General features: G+C 61.8%; 22 protein-coding genes and 1 pseudogene. 12 read left to right on the forward strand and 11 right to left on the reverse strand.

All coding sequences use genetic code 11. The annotated features are described in order from the left end of the window. Nucleotides 1–36 precede the first annotated feature (36 nt). Nucleotides 37–1989, forward strand: a complete 1953-nt coding sequence (locus AC0V2S_RS15970) for a PhoX family protein (protein WP_475510589.1) — start codon at nucleotides 37–39, stop codon at nucleotides 1987–1989. 254 nt (nucleotides 1990–2243) lie between these two features. On the opposite strand, the gene AC0V2S_RS15975 is transcribed toward AC0V2S_RS15970, so the two are convergent. From AC0V2S_RS15975 to AC0V2S_RS15990, 4 genes are all read right to left on the reverse strand, one after another. Beyond that, nucleotides 2244–2486, reverse strand: coding sequence for a hypothetical protein (locus AC0V2S_RS15975; RefSeq protein ID WP_475510590.1), 243 nt, complete (start codon nucleotides 2484–2486; stop codon nucleotides 2244–2246). Nucleotides 2487–2501: 15 nt separating this feature from the next. Next, complete coding sequence (gene csrA, locus AC0V2S_RS15980; protein WP_475510591.1) at nucleotides 2502–2678, reverse strand: carbon storage regulator CsrA; 177 nt, start codon at nucleotides 2676–2678, stop codon at nucleotides 2502–2504. A gap of 334 nt (nucleotides 2679–3012) precedes the next feature. After that, the gene (locus AC0V2S_RS15985; protein ID WP_475510592.1) at nucleotides 3013–3570 is read right to left on the reverse strand and encodes a DUF3077 domain-containing protein; all 558 of its coding nucleotides are present in this window, start codon (nucleotides 3568–3570) and stop codon (nucleotides 3013–3015) included. 131 nt (nucleotides 3571–3701) lie between these two features. After that, entirely contained in the window at nucleotides 3702–4616 is a 915-nt protein-coding gene (locus tag AC0V2S_RS15990; protein WP_475510593.1) for a LysR family transcriptional regulator, read from the reverse strand. A gap of 83 nt (nucleotides 4617–4699) precedes the next feature. On the opposite strand from AC0V2S_RS15990, the gene AC0V2S_RS15995 reads away from it, so the two are divergent. From AC0V2S_RS15995 to AC0V2S_RS16015, 5 genes and pseudogenes are all read left to right on the forward strand, one after another. Continuing rightward, nucleotides 4700–5767, forward strand: coding sequence for an LLM class flavin-dependent oxidoreductase (locus tag AC0V2S_RS15995; protein ID WP_475510594.1), 1068 nt, complete (start codon nucleotides 4700–4702; stop codon nucleotides 5765–5767). A 45-nt stretch (nucleotides 5768–5812) separates the two neighbouring features. Beyond that, nucleotides 5813–6319: a flavin reductase family protein gene (locus tag AC0V2S_RS16000; RefSeq protein WP_475510595.1), complete on the forward strand. Its 507-nt coding sequence runs from the start codon at nucleotides 5813–5815 to the stop codon at nucleotides 6317–6319. Nucleotides 6320–6361: 42 nt separating this feature from the next. After that, on the forward strand, nucleotides 6362–7726 hold the full coding sequence (locus AC0V2S_RS16005; protein ID WP_475510596.1) for an MFS transporter: 1365 nt from the start codon (nucleotides 6362–6364) through the stop codon (nucleotides 7724–7726). After that, nucleotides 7723–8133, forward strand: coding sequence for a GFA family protein (locus tag AC0V2S_RS16010; protein ID WP_475510597.1), 411 nt, complete (start codon nucleotides 7723–7725; stop codon nucleotides 8131–8133). The genes AC0V2S_RS16005 and AC0V2S_RS16010 overlap by 4 nt, the downstream gene beginning before the upstream one ends. 61 nt (nucleotides 8134–8194) lie before the next feature. Then, nucleotides 8195–9231 (forward strand): annotated as a pseudogene (locus AC0V2S_RS16015) (YeiH family protein). On the opposite strand, the gene AC0V2S_RS16020 reads toward AC0V2S_RS16015, so the two are convergent. The 6 genes from AC0V2S_RS16020 to AC0V2S_RS16045 form a co-directional block, all read right to left on the reverse strand. Continuing rightward, entirely contained in the window at nucleotides 9158–10870 is a 1713-nt protein-coding gene (locus AC0V2S_RS16020) for a SulP family inorganic anion transporter (RefSeq protein ID WP_475510598.1), read from the reverse strand. The pseudogene AC0V2S_RS16015 and the gene AC0V2S_RS16020 sit on opposite strands and share 74 nt — an antisense overlap. A 21-nt stretch (nucleotides 10871–10891) precedes the next feature. Next, nucleotides 10892–11314, reverse strand: a complete 423-nt coding sequence (locus AC0V2S_RS16025; RefSeq protein WP_475510599.1) for a potassium channel family protein — start codon at nucleotides 11312–11314, stop codon at nucleotides 10892–10894. A gap of 15 nt (nucleotides 11315–11329) precedes the next feature. Next, complete coding sequence (locus AC0V2S_RS16030) at nucleotides 11330–12289, reverse strand: HlyD family secretion protein (protein WP_475510600.1); 960 nt, start codon at nucleotides 12287–12289, stop codon at nucleotides 11330–11332. Nucleotides 12290–12291: 2 nt separating this feature from the next. Continuing rightward, nucleotides 12292–12687: a DUF3302 domain-containing protein gene (locus tag AC0V2S_RS16035; RefSeq protein ID WP_475510601.1), complete on the reverse strand. Its 396-nt coding sequence runs from the start codon at nucleotides 12685–12687 to the stop codon at nucleotides 12292–12294. A gap of 148 nt (nucleotides 12688–12835) precedes the next feature. After that, nucleotides 12836–13831: a DUF481 domain-containing protein gene (locus AC0V2S_RS16040; protein ID WP_475510602.1), complete on the reverse strand. Its 996-nt coding sequence runs from the start codon at nucleotides 13829–13831 to the stop codon at nucleotides 12836–12838. A 111-nt stretch (nucleotides 13832–13942) separates the two neighbouring features. Next, nucleotides 13943–15790 carry a sensor domain-containing diguanylate cyclase gene (locus AC0V2S_RS16045; protein WP_475510603.1) on the reverse strand — a complete coding sequence of 616 codons (1848 nt, stop codon included), beginning with the start codon at nucleotides 15788–15790 and terminating at the stop codon, nucleotides 13943–13945. A gap of 148 nt (nucleotides 15791–15938) precedes the next feature. Between AC0V2S_RS16045 and AC0V2S_RS16050 the strand changes: the two genes are divergently transcribed. Next, entirely contained in the window at nucleotides 15939–16721 is a 783-nt protein-coding gene (locus tag AC0V2S_RS16050) for a DeoR/GlpR family DNA-binding transcription regulator (protein ID WP_475510604.1), read from the forward strand. Between the two features lie 13 nt (nucleotides 16722–16734). Here the strand turns inward: AC0V2S_RS16050 and AC0V2S_RS16055 are convergent, their stop codons facing one another. Beyond that, nucleotides 16735–17313, reverse strand: a complete 579-nt coding sequence (locus tag AC0V2S_RS16055; RefSeq protein ID WP_475510605.1) for a flavin reductase family protein — start codon at nucleotides 17311–17313, stop codon at nucleotides 16735–16737. A gap of 171 nt (nucleotides 17314–17484) precedes the next feature. Here AC0V2S_RS16055 and parS point away from each other — a divergent pair, with 171 nt between their 5' ends. The 5 genes from parS (at nucleotide 17485) to AC0V2S_RS16080 (ending at nucleotide 20981) form a co-directional block, all read left to right on the forward strand. Continuing rightward, nucleotides 17485–18069 carry a type II RES/Xre toxin-antitoxin system antitoxin gene (gene parS, locus AC0V2S_RS16060; RefSeq protein ID WP_475510606.1) on the forward strand — a complete coding sequence of 195 codons (585 nt, stop codon included), beginning with the start codon at nucleotides 17485–17487 and terminating at the stop codon, nucleotides 18067–18069. Continuing rightward, entirely contained in the window at nucleotides 18069–18542 is a 474-nt protein-coding gene (locus AC0V2S_RS16065) for an RES family NAD+ phosphorylase (protein WP_475510607.1), read from the forward strand. Before parS ends, AC0V2S_RS16065 begins: the two co-directional genes overlap by 1 nt. Before the next feature lie 104 nt (nucleotides 18543–18646). Continuing rightward, a complete protein-coding gene (locus AC0V2S_RS16070) occupies nucleotides 18647–19156 on the forward strand; it encodes a DUF4124 domain-containing protein (RefSeq protein WP_475510608.1) in 510 nt (169 codons plus the stop codon). 187 nt (nucleotides 19157–19343) lie between these two features. Further along, a complete protein-coding gene (locus AC0V2S_RS16075; protein WP_475510609.1) occupies nucleotides 19344–19874 on the forward strand; it encodes a glyoxalase superfamily protein in 531 nt (176 codons plus the stop codon). Between the two features lie 204 nt (nucleotides 19875–20078). Beyond that, nucleotides 20079–20981, forward strand: a complete 903-nt coding sequence (locus tag AC0V2S_RS16080) for an alpha/beta fold hydrolase (protein ID WP_475510610.1) — start codon at nucleotides 20079–20081, stop codon at nucleotides 20979–20981. The last annotated feature ends 22 nt before the right edge of the window (nucleotides 20982–21003 follow it).

Below are 21003 nucleotides of genomic sequence, written 5' to 3' on the forward strand. Positions count from 1 at the left end.
CGCCAAGCGCCGGGCACAGACTTTACGAGAGCCGTCATGAGCCACGATCACGAGCAGTTTCATACCCGTCTGGAAAGCCACGACGACATTGCCATCAACCCCAGCGGCAACCCGAGCCTGGCCGACATCCTTAACCCCAGCCGACGCAATGTGCTCAAGGGCGGATTGAGTGTGGCAATTCTCGGCTTTTTCGGCGGCATCGGCGCGTGCAGCAAACTGGGCGCGAGCTCGCTGCTGAACTTCAAGGGCGTGCCGGTGCAACTCGACCCGCATTTTGACGGCGTAGTGGTTGCCGAGGGTTATCGCGCGGTGCCGTTTTTCTCCTGGGGCGATCCGGTAGAGGCGGGCGCGCCAGCCTGGAACCCGGATGCCAGCGACGATTGGCAGGCCCAGTTGAAACAAGCCGGCGATAACCACGACGGCATGGATTTCTTTGCGTTCGAGGGCGAGACCGACCGTGGCCTGCTGGTGATGAACCACGAATACATCAACCCGCATCTGCACCCCTCCAGCACCATCGACCAGAGCAAACCACGCTCGTTGGACGAAGTGCGCAAAGAGCAGGCCGCCCACGGTGTGTCGGTAATCGAAGTGAAAAAAGGCGCCGATGGCCAATGGGTGCGCGTGCTCGATTCGGCCTATAACCGCCGGATCAGCATGCTCACGCCCATGCGTCTGGCAGGCCCACTAGCTGGCCACGCCCTGATGCAAACCGCCAGCGATCCCGCGGGCCTCGAAGTGCTCGGCACCCTCAATAACTGCGCCACCGGCGTAACGCCGTGGGGCACGTTTCTGACCTGCGAAGAGAACTGGCCGAACTACTTTATCAACCGTGATCAGGCCGACTTCGCCCAGCGCGTTTCCCACAAGCGCTATGGCCTGGCCTCAAGCGGAACCAGTAAAAACTACGCCTGGGAAAGTGCCGACCCACGCTTCAACGCCACTCCGGACGCCAGCCAACCCCACGGCGGGCACGTCAACGAACCGAACCGGTTTGGCTGGGTGGTGGAAATCGACCCGTTCGACCCCACTGCGCAGCCGATCAAACGCACCGCCTTTGGCCGTTTCAGCCGTGAATGCGCGGCGCTGAGCCTGGGCGATGACGGCAAGATGGCGTTCTATTCCGGCGACGATGCCAAGGGCGAATACATCTACAAATTCGTGCCCAGCGGCACCCACGATGTGGCCAACCCCAAGGCCAGCCGCGACCTGCTCGACAGCGGCACGCTCTATGCCGCGAAACTCAATGCCGACGGCAAGGGCCTGTGGCTGGCGCTGGTGCATGGCGAGAACGGTCTGACCGCCGAGAACGGGTTTGCCAGCCAGGCCGAGGTGCTGGTCAACGCCCGCGCCGCCGCCGACAAGGCAGGCGCCACGCCGATGGACCGCCCCGAATGGGCTGCCGTGCACCCGCGCACCCGCGAGGTGTACGTGACCCTCACCAACAACGACGGGCGCGGCAGCAAACAGCCGCTGGACAACGCCAACCCGCGTGCACAAAACCTGCACGGGCATATCCTGCGGTTCAACGAGCAAGACGCTAACCCGACCGCCCTGGCATTTACCTGGGAGTTGTTTTTGCTGGCAGGGGAGGCGCAGGGCACCAAGGGCAAAGACGGCAAACCGGTGCCGGCCAACCTCACCGGCACCATCAACGGCGACATTCTGTCGTCGCCGGATGGTTTGGCGTTCGATGGCGCCGGGCGTTTATGGATTCAGACGGACTACGACGACGTGGAACCGGCGATGCAGAACATGGGCTGCAATCAGCTGCTATGCGCCGATCCATCAACCCGTGAAGTGCGCCGTTTTATGGTGGGGCCGCGTGGCTGTGAAATCACCGGCCTGGCCTGGAGCCCGGACGGCAAGGCGATGTGGGCCAATATCCAGCACCCCGGCATCAGCTTTCCCGCCAGCGACGGCAAGACTCGCCCGCGCTCTACGACCGTGATGATTACCCGCATCGATGGCGGCGTGATCGGCGCATAACGCTACGTTTGAAAACGTAGCGAGCGAAGGTTTGGCAAGGCAAAAGCGGGAGAAAAAGCGCAGTTGACACCCAGTCAATAAGCATTTTTCGCCTGCGTTTATCGAAGCCAAACCGAGCGCAGTAGTTTCGTTTTGAAAACGTAGCGAGCGAAGGTTTGGCAAGGCAAAAGCAGGGGAAAAAGCGCAGTTGACACCGAGTCAATGAGCATTTTTCGCCTGCTTTTAACGCAGCCAAACCGAGCGCAGTAGTTTTCTCAGGAGAAGAAGAGGGTGGCCTTGGCCTGCTGGGTGACATTGCCGGAGAGCTGCTCGCCGGCAAATCGCACAATCACGTAGTTGGCGCCGCTAGGGAATACCGAGTCGTTGGCGGCGGCGGAGGCCGAATACACCCCCAGGCGCTCCTCACGAATAACCGTGGCCTGGCTCAACTCGATGGAGCCCTGCGCAAAGCAGAGAATGATCTCGGCGGGGCCTTCATGCAGGATGCGGCGCGGCATGCGGTATCCAGCATTTCAGGCTGGAGTGGCGGCTGCAGGTTGTCGTTTTTTGGCGTCGTCGCGCATGATCGCCACGTCCTTCGGCGCGGCAATGCCAATGCGCACCTGGTTGCCATTGACCTCAACCACAGTCACCGAGATGTCAGTACCAATCTGCAGAGTTTCGCCTACGCGGCGGGTAAGAATCAGCATGAGCCTGCTCCAGTGGGTCACGATGCCGGAGCACCGCCTGTTGGCACTCCACTTGAGGGCTATGACCTAGGAATTTGCGCAGAGGTTTCAAGAATTTTTCCCTGACGTTTGATTGGGTCGTTTGCAGCACTGCGCCGTGCTTGCGGATACCCGCCGCGCGTGTATTCGCCCTGCGTGTTGGGGGCTTTCAGGGAATTGGCTGTTTTCCGCAGGTGCTGAAAACGCCTAAAGCGCTGAAAGGCACGTTGGTTAGGGGGAGGTAGGGTGAAGTGGAGTTCAGACAGGCGCTGCGCCAGCAGAGGACCCGACTGGCGCGCGCCCGGTAAAGCAGGCGTTAAACGCCCAGTTCGGCGAGCTTCTCCATCGTCCTGTCGTGCTCTTCATCCAGCTCTGTTTCGCCAATCAGGTCGGCCGCCAGGCAGGCTCTGCGGCTGATCAGCACCAGATCGGGAAACTTGTCTTCGAGGCGGTCCAGCACCTTGCGCAGTTCATTGGCCGTGGCAAACGGGCCGTACTTGCCGAACGGCGCGCGCTGAATATGTGCCTCGTCGAGTATGTAGTAATGCACAAAGCCGCGTTCCCGCTTCCATGGGGTTTTCAGGTGTTCCCTGAGGTCCTGGGCTTCCATGCAGCCGATTAACGAATCCACCACCGCTTTGGCCGACTGCAGGGTGTGATGGGTGAGCCAGGCGGCGTTGTCTTGCAGGGGCTGGCTGCCCATGGCGGCATCCATGATGCCGTCTTCCAGGGTGCTCAGCAGGCAGGAAACACTGGTGAGGGCGTCGATGACCGGTACGTCGGGCGTAACGGCGAATAGCGAGCGATGGCGCGTGACATCGCCGGTGGGGTGAAAACGGTGGCCGTCTTCGGTTTTGATGCTGTCCTTGTCCATGATGCAGTCCTTTTCAGGCGCGAAATTGCGCGTACTGAGAGTGGCTGGAGGGCAGGGGACGTTCCAATAGGAGCGTTAGCAGGCGCCTGTAGGACTAACGTTTTATCCGAGTGGCCAAGCGGGCGTGATTTTTACGGTTGAGCAAAACGCTTCACTTGCGCGCGCAGCCATTGCAGGGCTGGGTCGGCATCCTGGCGCGCGTGCCAGTAGGTCATCAGCTCCGGTGCCGGGTAGTCCACCGGCGGCTGGTGACAGCTCAGGCCAAAGGTGCCGGCAAACACCTGGGCGATGGGGCCGGGCAGGTTGCAGATGTAGCCGGTCTGCGCGGCAATCATCGGCATGGCCATAAAGTTCTGCACCACCGCGCCAACGCGTCGCGCCAAGCCAAGAGCTGCCAGGGCCTGATCAATCGGGTTACCGCCACGGTCCTGCATATTGATCACCACGTGGGGCCGCTCAACGTAGAGTTCGAGCGGAAATACCCCGGCCGGTAATTTTTCCTGGTGCCAGATCAGGCTCTGCAAATGCACTTCGCCGATGGCCTCGAAACGTACGCCGGCGCCCACGGCGGTTGGCGTATTGATCATCAGGTCGACGGCGCCGCTTTCCAGCAGGCCGGGCAGGGCGCTGGGTGCAGGCAACGGTTCAACGGCGATCACCACGCCCGGCGCTTCGAGAGCGAGGTGCTGCAACAGCCGCGGCAGAATCAGAAACTCCACGAAGTCGCCGGCGGCAAGACGAAAGCGCCGCTCGGCCGTAGCCGGGTTAAAGGCGTCGCCGCCTTGTAGCGCTTGGTCAATTTGCGCCAGGGCTTCGCGGATCGGGCCGATCAGTTCGCCGGCCCGCGAGGTGGGCACCAAGCCGCCGCGGCCGAGCACAAACAGCTCGTCGTCCAAGCGTTCACGCAAACGCCGCAGCGCATGGCTGACTGCGGACTGGCTTAGCGCCAGGCGCTCGCTGGCACGGGTGACGTGCTGGGTTTCCCACAGGGTGGCGAACACCACCAGCAGGTTGAGGTCCAGAGTACGGATATTAGGTTTGTTCATTGTTGGAATGGTGGATATTCATTTCACTCATTGTCAAGGCTTTGCTTTAGTACGCCCACCCCCACGGCGGCAGAGCACAAACAATGAACAATAAGACTCCCCTGAACATGGGCTGGTTTTGCCCAACCCTCGGCGATACCTCGGCCTTTGGCGACCCTAGCCAAAACATTGCCCAGTCCCGCGAGCACTTCGAGCGTGTGGCCCTGGCCGCCGAAGCCGCTGGCTTCGACTATATGCTGATGCCCGTCAGCGCCATCTGCTGGGACGCCTGGGTAACGGCGACCTACCTGGCCGCACGCACCGAGAAACTGAAAATGCTGGTGGCCCTCAAACCGGGCTACGTGCACCCGGTTGCGCAGGCAAAAATGATCGCCACGTTTGACCAGCTCACCCAGGGCCGCATCTACCTCAACCTGATCGCCGGCGTGAGCGAAAAAGACTCCTACGCTGAGGGCCAGTTGGCCTCCAAGGAAGAGCGCTACGACCAGTTGCTGGAAGAAGTCGAACTGATGAAACGGCTGTGGATGGAAGAGGGCGTCGAACACAACGGCACCTACTTCCACACCCACGGGCCGAAAGTGATTCCCGAGGTGTTCCAGCGCCCCCATCCGCCGTTCTTCCTCGGTGGCGGTTCGGAGCAGGCGGCGGAAATTTCGGCCAAGCATTCCGCCGTGCATCTGTTCTGGGGCGACTATCCCGAGCGCATCGCCGGGCAGATTATCGAGATGCGCGCCCGCGCCGCTCGCTATGGCCGCGAGAACGAAATCCGCTTCGCCATGCGCCTGCAGGTGATTTGCCGCGAGACCGAAGACGAGGCCTGGGCTGCGGCCGACGCGCTGATTGCCGGTGCGGAAAACTCGGCCTTGGCCGCCGCCGTGCAACTGGCCGCCAAAAGCAATTCCGTGGCCAGCCAACGCGCTGCCGAACTGTCGAAAACCGTGGGCCGCAAGCTGCGCCCGCACCTGTGGACCGGTATCACCGAAGTGCGCCCTGGCGCCGGTGTCGCCGTGGTCGGCAACCCGCAGCAAGTGGCCGATCAGTTGATGGAGTTCGTCGAGGCGGGCTGCACCGGTTTCTGCCTGTCCGGCTACCCCCATCACGAAGAAGCCGAGCGCTTCGGCCGTCTGGTAATGCCGCTGCTCGGCCAATGACCCTTTTCCCCGACCGCCCCGGTTGTGGGGCGCAGGAGTCTTGTTATGCAACACGCTGATTTCGATGCCCGCCAGTTTCGCCAGGCCCTTGGCGCCTTTACTACCGGCGTCACCATCGTGACCACACGCGGGGCCGATGGCCTCGATTACGGCATGACCGCCAACAGCTTCAACTCGGTGTCCATCGACCCGCCGATGGTGCTGTGGAGCCTGAACAAGGACTCCACCTCGGCGGCGGCCTTTACCCAGGCCAGCCATTTCGCGGTGCATATTCTGGCCAGCGAGCAGGAGCCGTTATCCAACCGGTTTGCCAAAAGCGGCGGCGATAAATTTGCCGGTCTGACGCCTGGTCGCGGGCCCGACGGCATTCCGTTGCTGGACGGCTGCACGGCGCGCTTCGAATGCCGCACGGCGTACCAGTACGAAGGCGGCGACCACATCATTCTGGTCGGCCACGTACTGGCCTTCGAACGCGTCGAGCGCGCGCCATTGGTGTTCCACGGCGGCGGCTACCGGCGCCTGCAACTGCCGGCCATGGCGGCGGCAGTCTAGGCGCACGCACTTACAACAATAAAAAGGCGTGAGGTGTTTTGTATGTCGAGTGCCACCGAGTTTCCCCAGGCTTACGCGATAAGCCCTGCGCGGGCTAACTACGCCGTCGGCGTGCTGTTGCTGGCCTATGTGTTTTCGATCATGGACCGGCAGATTCTCACCTTGCTGGTGGGGCCGATTCAGCAAGCGTTGCAGGTGAACGACAGCTGGATGGGCGTGCTGCATGGCTTCACCTTTGCCGCGTTTTACTCGCTGGTGGGCTTGCCGATTGCGCGGCTGATCGACCGTGGCAACCGACGCTGGATCATCACCCTGGGCGTGGCGCTGTGGTGCCTGGCGACCGCGGCCGGCGGCCTGGCTACCGAGTTCTGGCACTTGCTGCTGGCGCGGGTGGGCGTGGCGGTGGGCGAGGCGGTATTGCTGCCGGGCGCGGTGTCGTTGATCAGCGACCTGTTCGGCGCCGAAAAACGCGGCCGCGCCCTGGGCGTGTTCGGCATGGGCGCCTCGTTTGGCGCGGGCGCCGGGCTGCTGGCGACCGGGCTGGTGCTGGGCTATTTCACCGCCCACCCGCTGACATTACCGGGCCTTGGCGCGCTGCAGCCGTGGCAAACCACCTTGATGTCCATCGGTCTGCCGGGCCTGTTTATTTTGCTGTTGCTGCGCGGCGTACCGGAACCGCGTGAGCGAGGGATTGTTCAGCACGCCACTCCCGCCACGATTCCATTGGCCGAGGTGCAGGCGTACCTGCTGGAACACCGGCGCACCTTCGTCGGCATCCTGCTCGGCGCCGGCTGTTTTTACGCCGGCGTATACGGCAGCGGCAGTTGGGTGCCGAGCTATTTTGTGCGCGAGTTTGGTTGGACGTACGCCCGCATCGGCGCCTGGATGGGCGCCATCATGTGCGTGTGCGGGCCGCTGGGCGTGATGCTCGCCAGCCTGTTGGGCGAGTACTGGCGCAACAACGGCGTGGTCGGCGGCAACTTGCGCGTGGCGCTGGCGGCGAGCATTGCGTTGCCGCTGTTCAGCGTGCCGATGTTGCTCGCGCCCAGCGCACCCTGGGCACTGGTGTTTCTGCTGTTTACCTCGCTGCTCTGGACCTGCCTGTTCGGCGTCGGTGCCGCCCTGATTGTGGATATCACCCCGGCGCCTTTGCGCGGCCAATTCATGGCGCTGTTCACCGGCGTACTCAGCCTGCTGGGCGCCGGTTGCGGGCCGGTGGCCGTGGGCCTGTTGACCGATCACTGGCTGGGCCCGGCCGGCACCCATTACGCGATTCTGCTAGTCACCTCTGTAGGCGGCGGATTGGCCTGCCTGCTGTTTGCCAGTGCGCGTCGTTCATTCGCCCACACCGCGCAACACGCGGTGCAGTGGCAACCCCGTTCTACCCCTGTTGAGGATTACCCATGAGTTACTCCGGCAATTGCCTGTGCGGCGAGATTGAATTTGTATGCGATGCCGCGGCCGTCACCACTGCCATCTGCCACTGCCATGATTGCCAGAAGCAATCGGGCAGTGCGTTTTCGGTCAACCTGCTAGTGCCGGCCAACGCCCTGCACGTGTCGGGCGACAGTCTGAAAAGCGTGTTCACCGAGGGCGCCAGTGGCGCGTCGGTACGTCGGCATTTCTGCGGCAACTGCGGCACGCCGATCTACACCGAAATGGCCGCGCTGCCTGCGCTGGTCGCCCTGAAAGCCGGCGCGCTGGCAGACACCAGCGGCATCACACCCAAGGTGCAACTGTGGTGTGCGTCGGCGCAGCCATGGGTGGAACTGGCCTCGGACATGCCGCGTTTCGACCAGGCCGCCAGCGTTTGAGTTAACCCCCAAAGCCCGTAGTTGCCTGGCCACTACGGGCTGCCTGCAACGAGAAAAACCGATGAAGAATTTGTCTACGGCGGCCCCAAGGCCTGCGCCGCGACGCCTGCTGCTTGCCTTGCAAAACCTGGCGCCCGGCTTGCTGGTCAGCTTGGCTATCGCCATGGCCTCGGCGTTTATCGCTGACCACTACGGCGGCCCCACGTTGCTCTATGCGTTGTTGTTCGGCATGGCTTGTCATTTTCTCAGCGAGGACGGCCGCTGCCTGCCCGGTATCGAGTTTGCCGCGCGGCATATTCTGCGCGTGGGTGTGGCGCTGCTCGGGGCGCGTATCACCCTGGAGCAGATCGGCTCGCTGGGTGTGTCGACCGTAGTTGCCGCTGTAGCGGCAGTGGCGCTGACCATCACCGTGGGCTGGCTGAGCGCGCGCCTGCTGGGATTGCGCGCCGACTTTGGCGCGCTCACCGGAGGTGCCGTGGCTATTTGCGGCGCGTCGGCGGCCTTGGCTATTTCGGCGATTCTGCCCAAGCACGAACACAGCGAGCGCGACACGCTGGTGACGGTGGTCGGGGTAACCGGCCTATCGACCCTGGCATGATCAGCTACCCGATCGTGAGCAAGCTGCTTGGCTTGGGACCAGAACAGGCGGGGATCTTTATCGGCGGCACCATCCATGACGTCGCCCAGGTGGTGGGCGCCGGCTATATGATTTCGCCGGCCACGGGCGATATCGCCACGGTGGTGAAACTGCTGCGCGTGGCGTTGCTGGTGCCCGCGGTGGTGGTACTGGCTTCGCTATTTCGCCGTCAATGCGCGGCGGCCGGTGGTGGGAAAAAACGCCTGGCGCTGATTCCGGGGTTTCTGGCGGCGTTTATTGCGTTGGTGGTGGTCAACAGCCTGGGCGCCATTCCAGCGGCGGCGAGCAATGCGCTTGGCGATTTATCGCGAGCCTGCCTGGTAACGGCCATTGCGGCGCTTGGGGTGAAAACCTCGTTGCAGAAACTGGCTGCCGTGGGCTGGCGGCCTATTGCGTTGCTGGTGGGGGAAACCCTGTTTCTGGCTTGTCTGGTATTAGCGTTGTTGCTGTTTGCACGTTAAGCCCATAGCGCGTCACCACCTGCTCAAGGTTGTAAAACAGCCGTTCGGGGCCGAGTAACTGCCCCAGCGGCGACGGCAGAATAATGGCCGAAACCCCTGGGTTAAGGCCGGCCATCCACACCGTAATGCCCTTTTCCCGCTGGCGTTGCTCAAAGTCATTGAGCATCTTCAAGGCGGTGTATTCCACGTCGAACACCCGGCTTAAATCCAGCACCACCACCTGCGGGTGTGCCTGGGCGATCAGCGGTAGAATTTTCTGCCCGACCCGTTCGGCATTGGCAAAAAACAGACGGCCTTCGGGGCGCAGCAGAAGCAAGCCTGGAAAGTGCTCGTCATTGGGGTGTAGCGGGCTCTGCGGGCGGAAGACATTGGTGCCCAGCTTGCGCCCGAGCACATACACCGGCGGGTCGGATACCTGATGCGCCAACGCCAGTAGCGACACCACAATGGCCACCACGATGCCCTGCAGCGTGCCCAGCAGCATCACCCCCAGTAGCGCCACCACGGCCCAGATAAATTCGGTTTTGCGCACCCGCAGAATGTCGCGAAACTCTGACGGCTGGATCAGCCCCATCGAATAGACGATCACCACAGCGGCCAGGGTGGCGTCGGGCATCAACCCAATCACCGGGCCGAGCAACAACAACGCCGCCAGCGCCAGCAATGCCGTGATTAGCCCGGCCAGTTGCGTTTGCGCCCCCGCCAGACGGTTTACCGCCGTTTGCGTGGTGCCGCCGCCGGCCGGCATGGCGCCGAAAAACGCACCGCCTACATTCGCCAAACCGGTGGCCAGCAGTTCACGGTTGGGTAGCACGCTGGGGTCGTCGTGGGCGGCAAAGGCTCTGGCTGCGGCAATCGTTTCGGTGAAACTCATCAGCGCGATACCCATGGCGGCGGGCCATAGCTGCACCACCAGATGCCAGTCCGGCAAAGTCAGCGGCGGCAGCCCGGCGGGAATCGCGCCCACTGTGGCGATGCCGTAACGCTCAAAGCCAAACAGGCCGATGCAGGCAATCCCCAATGCCACGACCACCAAGGGCGCCGGCACCTTCGGCACATACTTTTTCAGCAGTACCAGGGCGGCCACCATGGTGACACTTAGTACGACCGTGGGGAGGGACGCGTGGGGTATGCCTTCGACGGTTGCCACCAGGTTCTGCACAAACGAACCCTTGTGAATGTGAATGCCCAATAGCTTGGGCAGTTGGTCGAGCACGATGACAATCCCGATGCCCGCCTTGAAGCCGATCAACACCGGCTCGGAGATAAAGTTGGCGACAAAGCCCAGCCCCAATAAGCCGGCGACGGCCAAGGTGATGCCGACCAATACCACAAGGGTGGCGGCGGCCGTGGCCAGGTTTTCCGGGGTGATGCCCGCCTGGCTGAGGGCCGTGGCGGTGAGAATGGCCAGCGTGGTAGTGGTACTGACGCTCAACGGTCGTGAGCCGCCCAGCAACGCGTAAATCAGCGTTGGTACAAAAACCGTATACAGCCCGACTTGCACCGGCAGCCCGGCGATGGTGGCGTAGGCCAGGGCCTTGGGAATCACCACCGCGCCAGCCGTCAGGCCCGCGACCATATCCAGGCTCAGCCAGCGCCGTTGATAGCGGTGCATCCAGGTTGGCAAAAACGCTCGCATAAGGCCTCTCAATTGAACGCGTTATGGGCGGCCTTGCCGGATCATGTCCATCACGGCGGCGGTCATGGTGGCGGTCGAGACGCCGAACATCAGCACGCCGTTCGCCGCTTCCAGTGGCGCGAGCAAACGCCAGGCAGGGGTCATCACCAGGTCGCCATAACCGATCGTGGTGAAGGTCACGCCGGAGAAATACAGCGCAGTGGAGTAGGTGTCGAACTCACCCAGCAACCGAAACAGCCCGGCCCATATCCCCTGGAGAAAGTTGCCGAGCAGCATCAGCAGCATGACCGGCGACACCACCACGATGTTCCAGCCTGTCGAATGGGGCTGCGGGCGTGCTGCGCTGACGGTTTGGTACAAACGCAGGCACAGCGTCAGGAACGCGGCCTGCAACACCAGACAGAGCAGCATTACCGGTAGGCCAGTGAAAAAGATCAGCAGCACGTGTGCCCCCGTCGATCAATGGAACGGGAAGATGTAGTTCATCCAGGAAGACATGCGCAGCAGAATCTTGCGCATGATCGCCACGTGGTGAAAGTGCTGGCTGTAGATCGCCGCCTGGCCGTAGGAACCACCGGGCATCACCGCGCGGAACTGCTCATAGTCCGGGTCGGTGATCTCGATCACCACCGGCACTCGCCCCGCTGGCGGTGAACCGGTGTAGCTGATCAGGGTGCCGGAAGGCTGCACCTGGCCTTCACCAATAACCGGCAGCACATTCTTCACCTTGCCCTCAAATACTTTGCCGGGAATACCGTCGAACGCCACTTCGGCCTCGTCGCCGAGTTGCAAACGCAGTTGGCTGTTCTGGCGCATCCACGCGGTGAAATACTGGGTTTCGGCGGGAATAAATACCATCGACGGGCGTAGCGGCAAGCGCGTGGCCATCATTCCTGGGCGCAGGGATACATGCACCACCATGCCATCGCCGGGGGCGCGTACGGTGGTGTTGTCCAGCTCAAACTGGGCGATGTTCAGTTGCGCTTGCAGATCGTCGACGCGGGCGGTGGCGATATCTTCATCGCGCCGGTTGCCGACATTGCGCTTCACCAGTTCGCTGGCGCGAAACAGATCGGCACGGGCCGAAACCAGCTGCGCCTTGATCGACTTCACTTTGTTGGTAAAGGGCGTGGGGTCGATGCGAAACAGAATGTCGCCCTTTTTCAGCGGTGTATTACCTTGCACCGGCACGTCGATCACCAGGCCGCTGACTGCCGGCACCACCGGTGTCGACACAAAGTACGCACGCGCCACCTCGGAGTAGGGATGGTTGTAGTTCATGGTGAAGATCAGCGCGCCGATCAGAATCACGCCGCCCAATACCGCCGTGGGCACGGTCCATTTGTTCAGCGGAATACGGAACAGTTTGAAGATCGCCACGCAGAAGGCGGCGTAGGTCAGTACCAGTAATAAATCCATGTTCAGCCCTCCTTGGCGTCGGTGGTGATGGGTGGCAGCGGAGCTGGCGGCGGCAAGTCTGGCGGAGCAGGCGGTGCGGCCTGCGCTTCAAGGGCGGCGAGGCGCTGCTGAAGGTCGAGCACTTGTTCTTCCAGATGCTGCACATGGATTTTCGGCGATTGCCCATCGCCAAACCCCCAACCGCGGTCCTCGCGGTACAGGGTTGCCCAGATCCACAGAAACGGCCACAGCACATGCAGGGTAAACAGGCTTACCCAGCCGGTGGCGTGAATGGCGTCCTGGTGCGGATGGTTGCGGTGTACGGCAATTTCGTAAGGGATGTCGTGCAACGCGATGATGCCGTAGAACAGCACTATGCCCACGAAAAACAGCATCCCCAGAGCGATGTAATCGAGCATATGAGCAGCGCCTCAGACCATTGCTTTAGCGGTCGGGCTGCTTGATGCAGCGGTGAGTGCAAAGCCTTCCATAGCATCTGCCTCCCGATCCGTAGAGCAAGCGTAGATCAGTATTTATTTCGCGCTCTGTGTAGTACTGAGGAGGCGTTCACCAATTCAGGCCAATACCCAGTAGGTAGTGATGATTTTGCTCGGTATGTTCAGCAAAGCCATACCGCTCAAGCTCATACAGCAGCGACAACCTTGCCCAATCATTAAGGCGGTAACTGACGCCATACTCGCTTTGGAACAGGTAGTCGATCGTTTCTATCCGAGGCAGCTTCACCTCGCCTTTGCTGGTGATATCGATTCGGCTGCCCCATAGGGTGCGTTTGAAGTCCCAACCAAGCCCCAGGGTATTGAACGCTAACCGGGCATTGGTGGTTTCCAGCGAAACCCGGGTGAATTGGCCGATTATTTCCAGCCGTCCCAGTTCGTTATCCCAAAAGCGATAGCCAGGGCCAGTACCTAGCTCACGCCAGATTTCCTTATCACCCTGGCGTTCTTCCTCTTGTGCGGCGCTGGTGCGAGCGAACCAGTGGTGGGAAAAGAAGTAGTCGAGGTCGTAGTCGAGTTCCCAGTTATCTTCAGTGCGTTTTTGGTCTTTTGCCTTGCGTACTGTCTGGCCGTTGATGACGTGCCGCCAGCTGTCGTGCTCAATGCGGGTTTCGCCCTTGAGGTTCCACTCCTGGCTGTCGTGTTCGTCGTTGTCCAGGTCCACCTTGACGTCGAGCTTGCCTTGCCATTTGAAGTCGCCAAGTACCTGAGAAGGCGGCAGCAGCCGGGTGATGTTGGCCAACGGCACATTTTGGCTAGCGTCAGTGCCCACTTGTACCGTGCCGCTGGTGCTGGCGAACAGACGGCTTTGAAACTGATTGCCGCGGTCTTTGCGCCGCAGGAGTAAAGGCTTGTCCGAGGCCAGCGTAGTGACGCCTTGCCAGTTGATCTGCACGCGGCCGGCCAGCGGCGTGTCGAGCAGCAATTTGTCGCCGTCGAGCAGCACGATGGTGCCACTGAGTCGGTCACCATTACTTAGCCAAACGGTGTCGGCAACGAGGGGCAAGGGCAGTGCCCAGCACAGCAGAAAAATCAAATAACGACGCATGGCAAGACGGTCCGAGGAAGGACCCCGAGCATGCGTACAGGTGGACCGACTAAAACGCCGGGCTAAACCGAAAGATTTGTGTGCAACCGATTAAAAAACGGCTGATTTTTCCTAGCCGACCATCACCTGATTACGTCCCTGATGCTTGGCCTGATAGAGCGCCGCGTCGGCACGTTGCAGCAGCGTTTGTGCGCTGCTGTCGACACCGGGTTGCAGGCTGACCACCCCGACACTGAGCGTCACATGCCCCAGCGGCGAAAACGCGTGGGGCAGGGCTAGCACGGCCACGGCCTGCACCACCTTGAGCGCCATGGCCTGAGCTCCGGCAGCGTCGGTCATGGGCGCGAGAAACACAAACTCCTCGCCGCCGTAACGGGCCACCAGGTCGCCGGACCGGCAGACGGTAGCGGCCAGGGTCTGGGCGATCTGCTTCAGGCACGCATCGCCGGCCGGGTGGCCGTAGTGGTCGTTGTAGGGCTTGAACCAGTCCACATCCATGATCGCCAGGGTCAGCGGCGCGCCGATGCGTTGGGCCCGCGTCCATTCCTGGGCGAGCACGTCGTCGAAATGGCGGCGGTTGGCGATGCCGGTCAGAGCGTCGGTAAGGCTCAGGGTTTCCAGTTTGGTATTTAGCACTTGCAGTTCTTCGGTGCGCTGCGCCACCCGTTGTTCCAGCTCGCGCTCGGAGCTTTGCAGGGTTTGTACGAGCTGCTGTTGGGTGAGCAGCAGCTGTTCACGCACGCGGGCTTTTTCGCGGCGCATCACGTTGTAGCGGTCGGCCAACGCAAAGGCCAGCAACAGCATTTCCATGGCCGAACCCAACTGCAAACCGTCCACGGTAAACAGGTTGGTGGGCAGGATGCCCATGGCCCGCAGCGAGGCCATGGCCCCGCCCAGCATCAGCAAAGCAAAAGCACCGAGAAAGAAATACGCACTGCGCTGGCGCTTGAAGGCAGCCGCCACGCCGACGGCCAACACGACCAGCGCGGTCGCCAGGTTGAGCAGAATCGCCGCGCGGGAAAACACCGGCAGCGCGATGGCGTAGGCAAGCGGGGTAAGCAGATAAACCACCACCAGCCCGAGCAGTAGACGGTCTACCCGTGGCAGTAACTGCGCCGTGCCGAGCATGCGCCGAATAAACAGCAGCATCGCCGCCAGGGCCAGCGAAGTCCCCGAGTAATACACGATGTTGGAATTAAGCGGCACGCTGCCCAGCAGCCAGTCCGGCGCCAGGCCGTTTTTGATTGCCAGGGTGGCGAAGGTGCAGGCAGCGAAGGCGATGTACAGCAGGTAGATGCGGTCGCGCAGCGAGACGAAGAGCATCAGGTTGAGCAGAATCATTGCCGTGGCAATGCCGAAGTACCAGGCCTGACCCACGTAGTCGTCGCGCTCATGGGCGTGGTAGGCCGGCGGCGTCCACAGCTGCAACGGAATCAGCAGGCCGACGCTGGACTCCATGCGCAGATAAATCACCTGTTCCGACTCGGGCGCCAGGGTGATGGGGAAGATGAAGTTGCGGTTGGGGTACACCTTGCTGCTGGCGGGCACATCGGAGCCTGTAACCACGGTTTGATAGGTGCCTTGGGCGTCGGGCAAGTAAGCCTGAATATGCGAGATACGCGGGTTTTCCACGGCCAGCATGCGTTGCAGGTTGCTGCTGGTGGTATTGCGCAACGGCAGGCGCAGCCAATAAGCCGAGCGGGTAAACCCAAGGCCCAGGGCGCTGCTGGCAGGCAGGTCGGTCTGGAAACGGGCGGCCACGTCGGGGCGCTGCACATCGGCCAGGGTCAGGGTGCGGTCGGGATCTTCGAGCAGGGCCACAAAGGCGGTGAGGGCCACCGGTTGGTCGGTCAGCGTGGCCGCATCGAGCGGGGCGGCGGCCCAGGCGGGCGAGCTCAGCGCGCTGGCAATTAACAGCAGGCAACCGAGCAGGTACCGGCCAAAGCGGGAAACATCCATTTCACTCAAACCACAGGCAATAAAGCGGAGGGAGTCTACAAGAGCCGCGCGAGCGTCGGCAAAAGCCGCCTGTCGCCGCGCACGTTACGGTTGAATTTGCCGATTTGGCTGTCTAATCTCGCATAAACCTGCAAATACGAGCATAAACATGCAAAGCAATCATGCCGTCACCGATCTGCCCCAAGTACGGCGGCAGAAAATTCTCCTGCTGCTGGAGCGCGATGGTCGGGTGCTGGCCAGCGAGCTGAGCACGCACTTTGAAGTGTCTGAAGACACCATTCGCCGCGACCTGACCGAGCTGGCCAATGCCGGCCTAGTGCAACGTGTGCACGGCGGCGCGCTGCCCCGGCCGAAGGATTCGGGCAAAGACTATTTCGCCCGCCTGAACGAAACCGATGAGATGAAACGCCAGCTCGCGCAACTGGCCGCGCAGCAAGTGCAGGACGGCCAGGTGGTGATTTTCGACTCCGGCACCACGCCGCTGCATATCGCCCGTTCGCTGCCGCTGGATATTCGCCTGACTGCCGTCACCGCATCGCCCATGACGGCCGTGGCATTGGCCGAATACCCCGGCATAAGCGTGATTCTGGCCGGCGGCCAACTCAACCCGGCAACCATGGCCACCAATGGCCGCGAGGCGCTGGAGCTGATTCGCAGCATCAAGGCCGATTTGCTGTTTACCGGCGTGTGCGCCCTGCACCCGGAAATTGGCCTGACCTCGCCGCGCTTTGAAGAAGTGGAACTCAAGCAGGCGCTGCTCGACAGCGCGTCCCAGGTAATTGCCGTGACCACGGCCGACAAGCTCGGCGCCGTCGAACCCTTTGTGATCGCCCCGTGCAACAGGGTGCATACGCTGTACACCGAAAGCCGGGTGCCGACCGGGGATATCGAGGACTACCGTCGTCTGGGCCTGACCGTGGTGGTGGCGTAACGGCTTACTGCCCCTAGTCGACCTTTACCGTCAACGAATCCCCAGTGAGGTAAAACTGCCCGCCGGCCACATAGTGCAGGCTGCGCCAGGTAGGCTCAGCCTTTTCAAACTGCCAATGGCCATCGGCGAAAGCACGGGTATCGGCCCAGGCGCCGACCACCTCGGCAATAAACAGGTCGTAGGTTTGCTGGTTATGCGGCTCGGGAATCAACCGGCACGCCAGCCACGCCGAACAGCCCGCCACGAAGGGCAGGTCATGCCCTGGAAACTCGAATAACTCCACACCGGCGCGGGCCAGTTTGTCCGGCTGCTCCGCCAGGCTGTGGGTGCCCACGGCATGGGTGAGTTGCGCCTGGGCGGCGGTCGGCACCTGAATCACAAAGGTGCCGCTGCCTTCGAGCAGGGCGCGGGTGCGGGTCATCTTGTCCACCACCACGGTGAGCTTGGGCGGGCTGAAGTCCAGCGCACAGGCCCAGGCCGCCGCCATCACATTGCTCTCACCGTTATGGCGGGCAGACACCAGCACGGTCGGGCCGTGATTGAGCAGGCGGTAGGCTTTGGCAAGGTCGACGGGGGCGATGGTGGGGGACATAAGACGGTTCTCTATGGCTGAGCAGGCGATGGTAGCGGCGGGGTGTTGCGCAGTGGAAGGGCACGGAATCGTTAACCCTTCCTACAGAAGCTTCAGGTTTGCAAAGCTGCAGGCTCGGCGTACAGTCAGCTGAGTTAATTGGTTCAGTCAAATGACTGAAAGGAGCCGATCATGGCCACCCGTAAGCCCGGTAAAAACACCCCGAAATCCACGGCGAAAATCGCCAAGTACGCGGAGGCAGAGCGTCCCGCCCTCCCGGCTATCGCTGAAGAAGTCGCCAGTTATGCGCAGCGAGCACCCGCCACTCCATGGGCAGGTATAGGCGAGGGGCAGGGCGATGGTCTCGAAGACTTTCAAGCCATCACTCGTCTGATGGAGGGCATGACTGACGAAGCCCAAGTCAACATCATCCGTCACGGCCTGAGCGCTAATTTTGCCCGCAGCCTGGGGCAAACCTTCGCGATTTCCGTGGGCGAGTTGGCCAAGGTGCTGTTGGTGTCGGAGTCCACCCTGACCCGCAAAACCCGCGATAACGCGCTACTCGATCCGTCCGCCACTGAGCGCATGATGCGCATCGCCGCCATTACCGCGCTGGCCACCGATGTTTTCGAAGACGAAGCCAAAGCCACAGGCTGGATGACCCGCGCCAACGTCGCCCTCGGTGGCCAGACGCCGCTGTCACTGTGCGACAACGACATCAGCGCCGGGCAGGTACGCCGTGTGCTGCGCGCGATCGAATACGGCGGTGTGTTCTGATGCGGGCTTGGCGATTATGCAAAGCGCGCTGGGCAGACAACTTCGACGGCATGGGCGCGGCGCAGGAGGGCGGGCGGTGGAACGAGCAGGACGTTCCGGCCATCTACCTCGGCCTGGATTCTTCCACCTGTGTGCTGGAGACCTTCGTGCACCAGAGCGGTCCGCCGCTCATTGCCATGGTGATGGTGGAAGTGGAACTGCCGGACGACGCCAGCCTGTATGTCAAACCACCGCTCAGCGAGTTGTCCACAGATTGGGACCGTTTGCCAGCCGATGCCGCCAGCCGCCACTACGGCACCCGGTTTCTGCAAAGGTCCGGCAAGTTCGGGCTGATTGTTCCCTCCGCGGTTAACCCGCTGGCCTCCAATATTGTGCTCACGCCCAACCACGAGGCGCGCTTCGATATCCGCGTGGTGAGTAAGCAGGCATTTGTGTATGACGAGCGGATGTTTGCCGTGCACCCCCTCGAATAAATTCAGATCAAACGCTCAAGGCTGAAACGCGAGGCTTGGCGGTCTGGCAGTCACTGATTACAGTGCGCCATGCGCAACCTGCGCTCTTCAAAAGGATTTGGTCCATGTTTGCTCGCCGTTGCCTTTTCCTATTGCTGCTGGGGTGTGCACTGCCCCTTCAGGCGCAGGTGTACACGTGGGTCGATGTCAGCGGGCAAAAACACTTCGGTAATCAGCCGCCACCCACTCAGGCGGCTGAAGAAGTAAAAATCCAGCAGGGCTATGTAAGCGACGGTCCGCCCCCGCAAACCGCCGACACTGCCAGCACCGCCGCCGCTGACAACAGTGCCAGCAGCGAAGAATCCGCCGATGAGAAAATGTGCCGCGAAGCGATTCGCTGGACCGACATCGACCTGCCCAACCTCAAGGAAATCGCCGGTGAGCGCAGAAAGGACGGCAGGCTCACCTTCGACCAATACAAGAAGGCCGTAAAAGGGTTGGATCAGGTCAAAGGTGAAATAACCCTGAGGGATTGCCTGGCCAGTACCGGCAAAGACCGCGAGCAGTACAAATGCCTGGCCGGTGGCGCTGGTGTGTTGGTTTGCTCCGGAGCGCTGGGCAGTTTGCTGAAGTAAGGCGCGGCCATTTTCGACGTTGCAATCACCGGCGACTTACCTATGATTGCCGGCAGGCCGATGCTGCCTGCCGCTCGCACCCAATGGGTACGGTGAAAGCATTGCGGTAAACCCCCTCTTTCTGGTTCTTCCAAACCGTCGAAGGTTGGCAACGCGAGCACTGACAAACTTCGACCGAGGAGGAACGATGTCCACCATCACCCAGGCCAAAACCATGGCCAAACTGCTGCGCGCTTCACTGGCCGCGCAACAGCACGAAATCTCCCACTCCGCCGCGCTGGAACTGGTCGCCCAACAGCTGGGTTTCAAAGACTGGAACACCGCTAGCGCCGCGCTCCCGGAAAGTGACGCGCCCACCGGCATCACCTTCACCAAAGCCATTCCCATTTTGCGCATTTTCGATGAAGCCAAAGCCCGCGAGTTCTACCTGGGTTTTCTCGGTTTTAGCGTGGAGTTCGAACACCGCTTCGAGCCTACGTTGCCGCTGTACCTGGGCATTGAGCGGGCAGGGCTGCAGCTACACCTTTCCGAGCACCACGGCGATGCCAGCCCTGGCTCCACGGTGTACGTGCCGATGCAAGGTATCGAGGCTTACCGGGACGAGCTGATCGCCAAGCAATACGGGTATGGGCGGCCTGGAATCGTGGAGCAGCCGTGGGGAAAAATTCTTGAAGTGTATGACCCGTTCGGGAACCGGATTCGGTTTAGTCAGAGCTGAACGGCGTGCGCTGCGAGTGAGATAAAACCTTCGAAATTCTGGATTCCTGCCTGCGCAGGAATGACGGTGATGATGGCCAAAACTTCCGTCATTCCCGCGCAGGCGGGAATCCAGATTCTTGCAGGCGTGCACCTTCAGCCAAACCAACTACGCTCAGCTCCGATCGCCATGCCCACTCACGCATTTAGGCCCCTGGAGCACCCCATGACTCGACTGCTACTCGCCACCGTTTCATTGCTCGCCTTAAGTCTTTCCGCCCACGCCGCCATCACCCCTTTTCCCGCGAGTTTCAAAACCCAGGAGATCGCCGTAGAAGGCGCCACCCTGCACGTGCGCGTAGGCGGTAGCGGCCCGGCGGTGGTGCTCATACACGGCTTCGGCGACACCGGCGATATGTGGGAACCACTGGCCGCTGACCTCAGCCGCGACCACACCGTAATCGTGCCCGACCTGCGCGGCATGGGCTTGTCCTCCATCCCCAGCGAGGGGTACGACAAAAAGACCCAGGCCGGCGACATTCGCGGAGTGCTCACCAAACTGAAGATCGACCACGCCACCATCGTCGGCCACGACATCGGCACCATGGTCGCGTTCGCCTACGCCGCCCGTTATCCCGAGCAAACCGACCGCCTGGTGGTAATGGATGCCCCGGTGCCCGGCATCGCCCCGTGGGATGAAATCGTGCGCTCGCCGATGCTTTGGCACTTCGACTTCGGCGGCCCGGATGCCGAGCGCTTGGTGGCCGGCCGTGAGCGCATTTACCTCGACCGCTTCTGGAACGAATTCGCCGGCGACCCGAAAAAAATCGACGAAGCCACCCGCCAGCACTACGCCAAACTCTACGCCCGCAAAGGCGCCATGCACGCCGCCTTTTCCCAGTTCCACGCCATCCGCCAGGACGCCATCGACAACAAAACCGCGCCACGCCTGACCATGCCCGTGCTGGCCATCGGCGGCGAAAAATCCTTCGGCGCCAACGAAGCCGTCGTGATGCGCAACGCCGCCGACACCGTCACCGAACTGGTGGTGCCCGGCGCCGGCCACTGGCTGATGGAGGAAGCTCCGGGGCCGACGACTAAGGCCATTCGCGCGTTTATCACCCAGTAAACCGCACACGCAAAAAAGCGGG

The sequence above is a fragment of the Pseudomonas sp. CC11G genome (assembly GCF_056174845.1).

Coding starts and splice junctions, on each gene's coding strand:
- AC0V2S_RS15970 (WP_475510589.1), top strand. CDS start 37: ATGAGCCACGATCACGAGCAGTTTCATACCCGTCTGGAAAGCCACGAC.
- AC0V2S_RS15975 (WP_475510590.1), bottom strand. CDS start 2,486: ATGCCGCGCCGCATCCTGCATGAAGGCCCCGCCGAGATCATTCTCTGC.
- csrA (WP_475510591.1), bottom strand. CDS start 2,678: ATGCTGATTCTTACCCGCCGCGTAGGCGAAACTCTGCAGATTGGTACT.
- AC0V2S_RS15985 (WP_475510592.1), bottom strand. CDS start 3,570: ATGGACAAGGACAGCATCAAAACCGAAGACGGCCACCGTTTTCACCCC.
- AC0V2S_RS15990 (WP_475510593.1), bottom strand. CDS start 4,616: ATGAACAAACCTAATATCCGTACTCTGGACCTCAACCTGCTGGTGGTG.
- AC0V2S_RS15995 (WP_475510594.1), top strand. CDS start 4,700: ATGAACAATAAGACTCCCCTGAACATGGGCTGGTTTTGCCCAACCCTC.
- AC0V2S_RS16000 (WP_475510595.1), top strand. CDS start 5,813: ATGCAACACGCTGATTTCGATGCCCGCCAGTTTCGCCAGGCCCTTGGC.
- AC0V2S_RS16005 (WP_475510596.1), top strand. CDS start 6,362: ATGTCGAGTGCCACCGAGTTTCCCCAGGCTTACGCGATAAGCCCTGCG.
- AC0V2S_RS16010 (WP_475510597.1), top strand. CDS start 7,723: ATGAGTTACTCCGGCAATTGCCTGTGCGGCGAGATTGAATTTGTATGC.
- AC0V2S_RS16020 (WP_475510598.1), bottom strand. CDS start 10,870: ATGCGAGCGTTTTTGCCAACCTGGATGCACCGCTATCAACGGCGCTGG.
- AC0V2S_RS16030 (WP_475510600.1), bottom strand. CDS start 12,289: ATGGATTTATTACTGGTACTGACCTACGCCGCCTTCTGCGTGGCGATC.
- AC0V2S_RS16035 (WP_475510601.1), bottom strand. CDS start 12,687: ATGCTCGATTACATCGCTCTGGGGATGCTGTTTTTCGTGGGCATAGTG.
- AC0V2S_RS16040 (WP_475510602.1), bottom strand. CDS start 13,831: ATGCGTCGTTATTTGATTTTTCTGCTGTGCTGGGCACTGCCCTTGCCC.
- AC0V2S_RS16045 (WP_475510603.1), bottom strand. CDS start 15,790: ATGGATGTTTCCCGCTTTGGCCGGTACCTGCTCGGTTGCCTGCTGTTA.
- AC0V2S_RS16050 (WP_475510604.1), top strand. CDS start 15,939: ATGCAAAGCAATCATGCCGTCACCGATCTGCCCCAAGTACGGCGGCAG.
- AC0V2S_RS16055 (WP_475510605.1), bottom strand. CDS start 17,313: ATGTCCCCCACCATCGCCCCCGTCGACCTTGCCAAAGCCTACCGCCTG.
- parS (WP_475510606.1), top strand. CDS start 17,485: ATGGCCACCCGTAAGCCCGGTAAAAACACCCCGAAATCCACGGCGAAA.
- AC0V2S_RS16065 (WP_475510607.1), top strand. CDS start 18,069: ATGCGGGCTTGGCGATTATGCAAAGCGCGCTGGGCAGACAACTTCGAC.
- AC0V2S_RS16070 (WP_475510608.1), top strand. CDS start 18,647: ATGTTTGCTCGCCGTTGCCTTTTCCTATTGCTGCTGGGGTGTGCACTG.
- AC0V2S_RS16075 (WP_475510609.1), top strand. CDS start 19,344: ATGTCCACCATCACCCAGGCCAAAACCATGGCCAAACTGCTGCGCGCT.
- AC0V2S_RS16080 (WP_475510610.1), top strand. CDS start 20,079: ATGACTCGACTGCTACTCGCCACCGTTTCATTGCTCGCCTTAAGTCTT.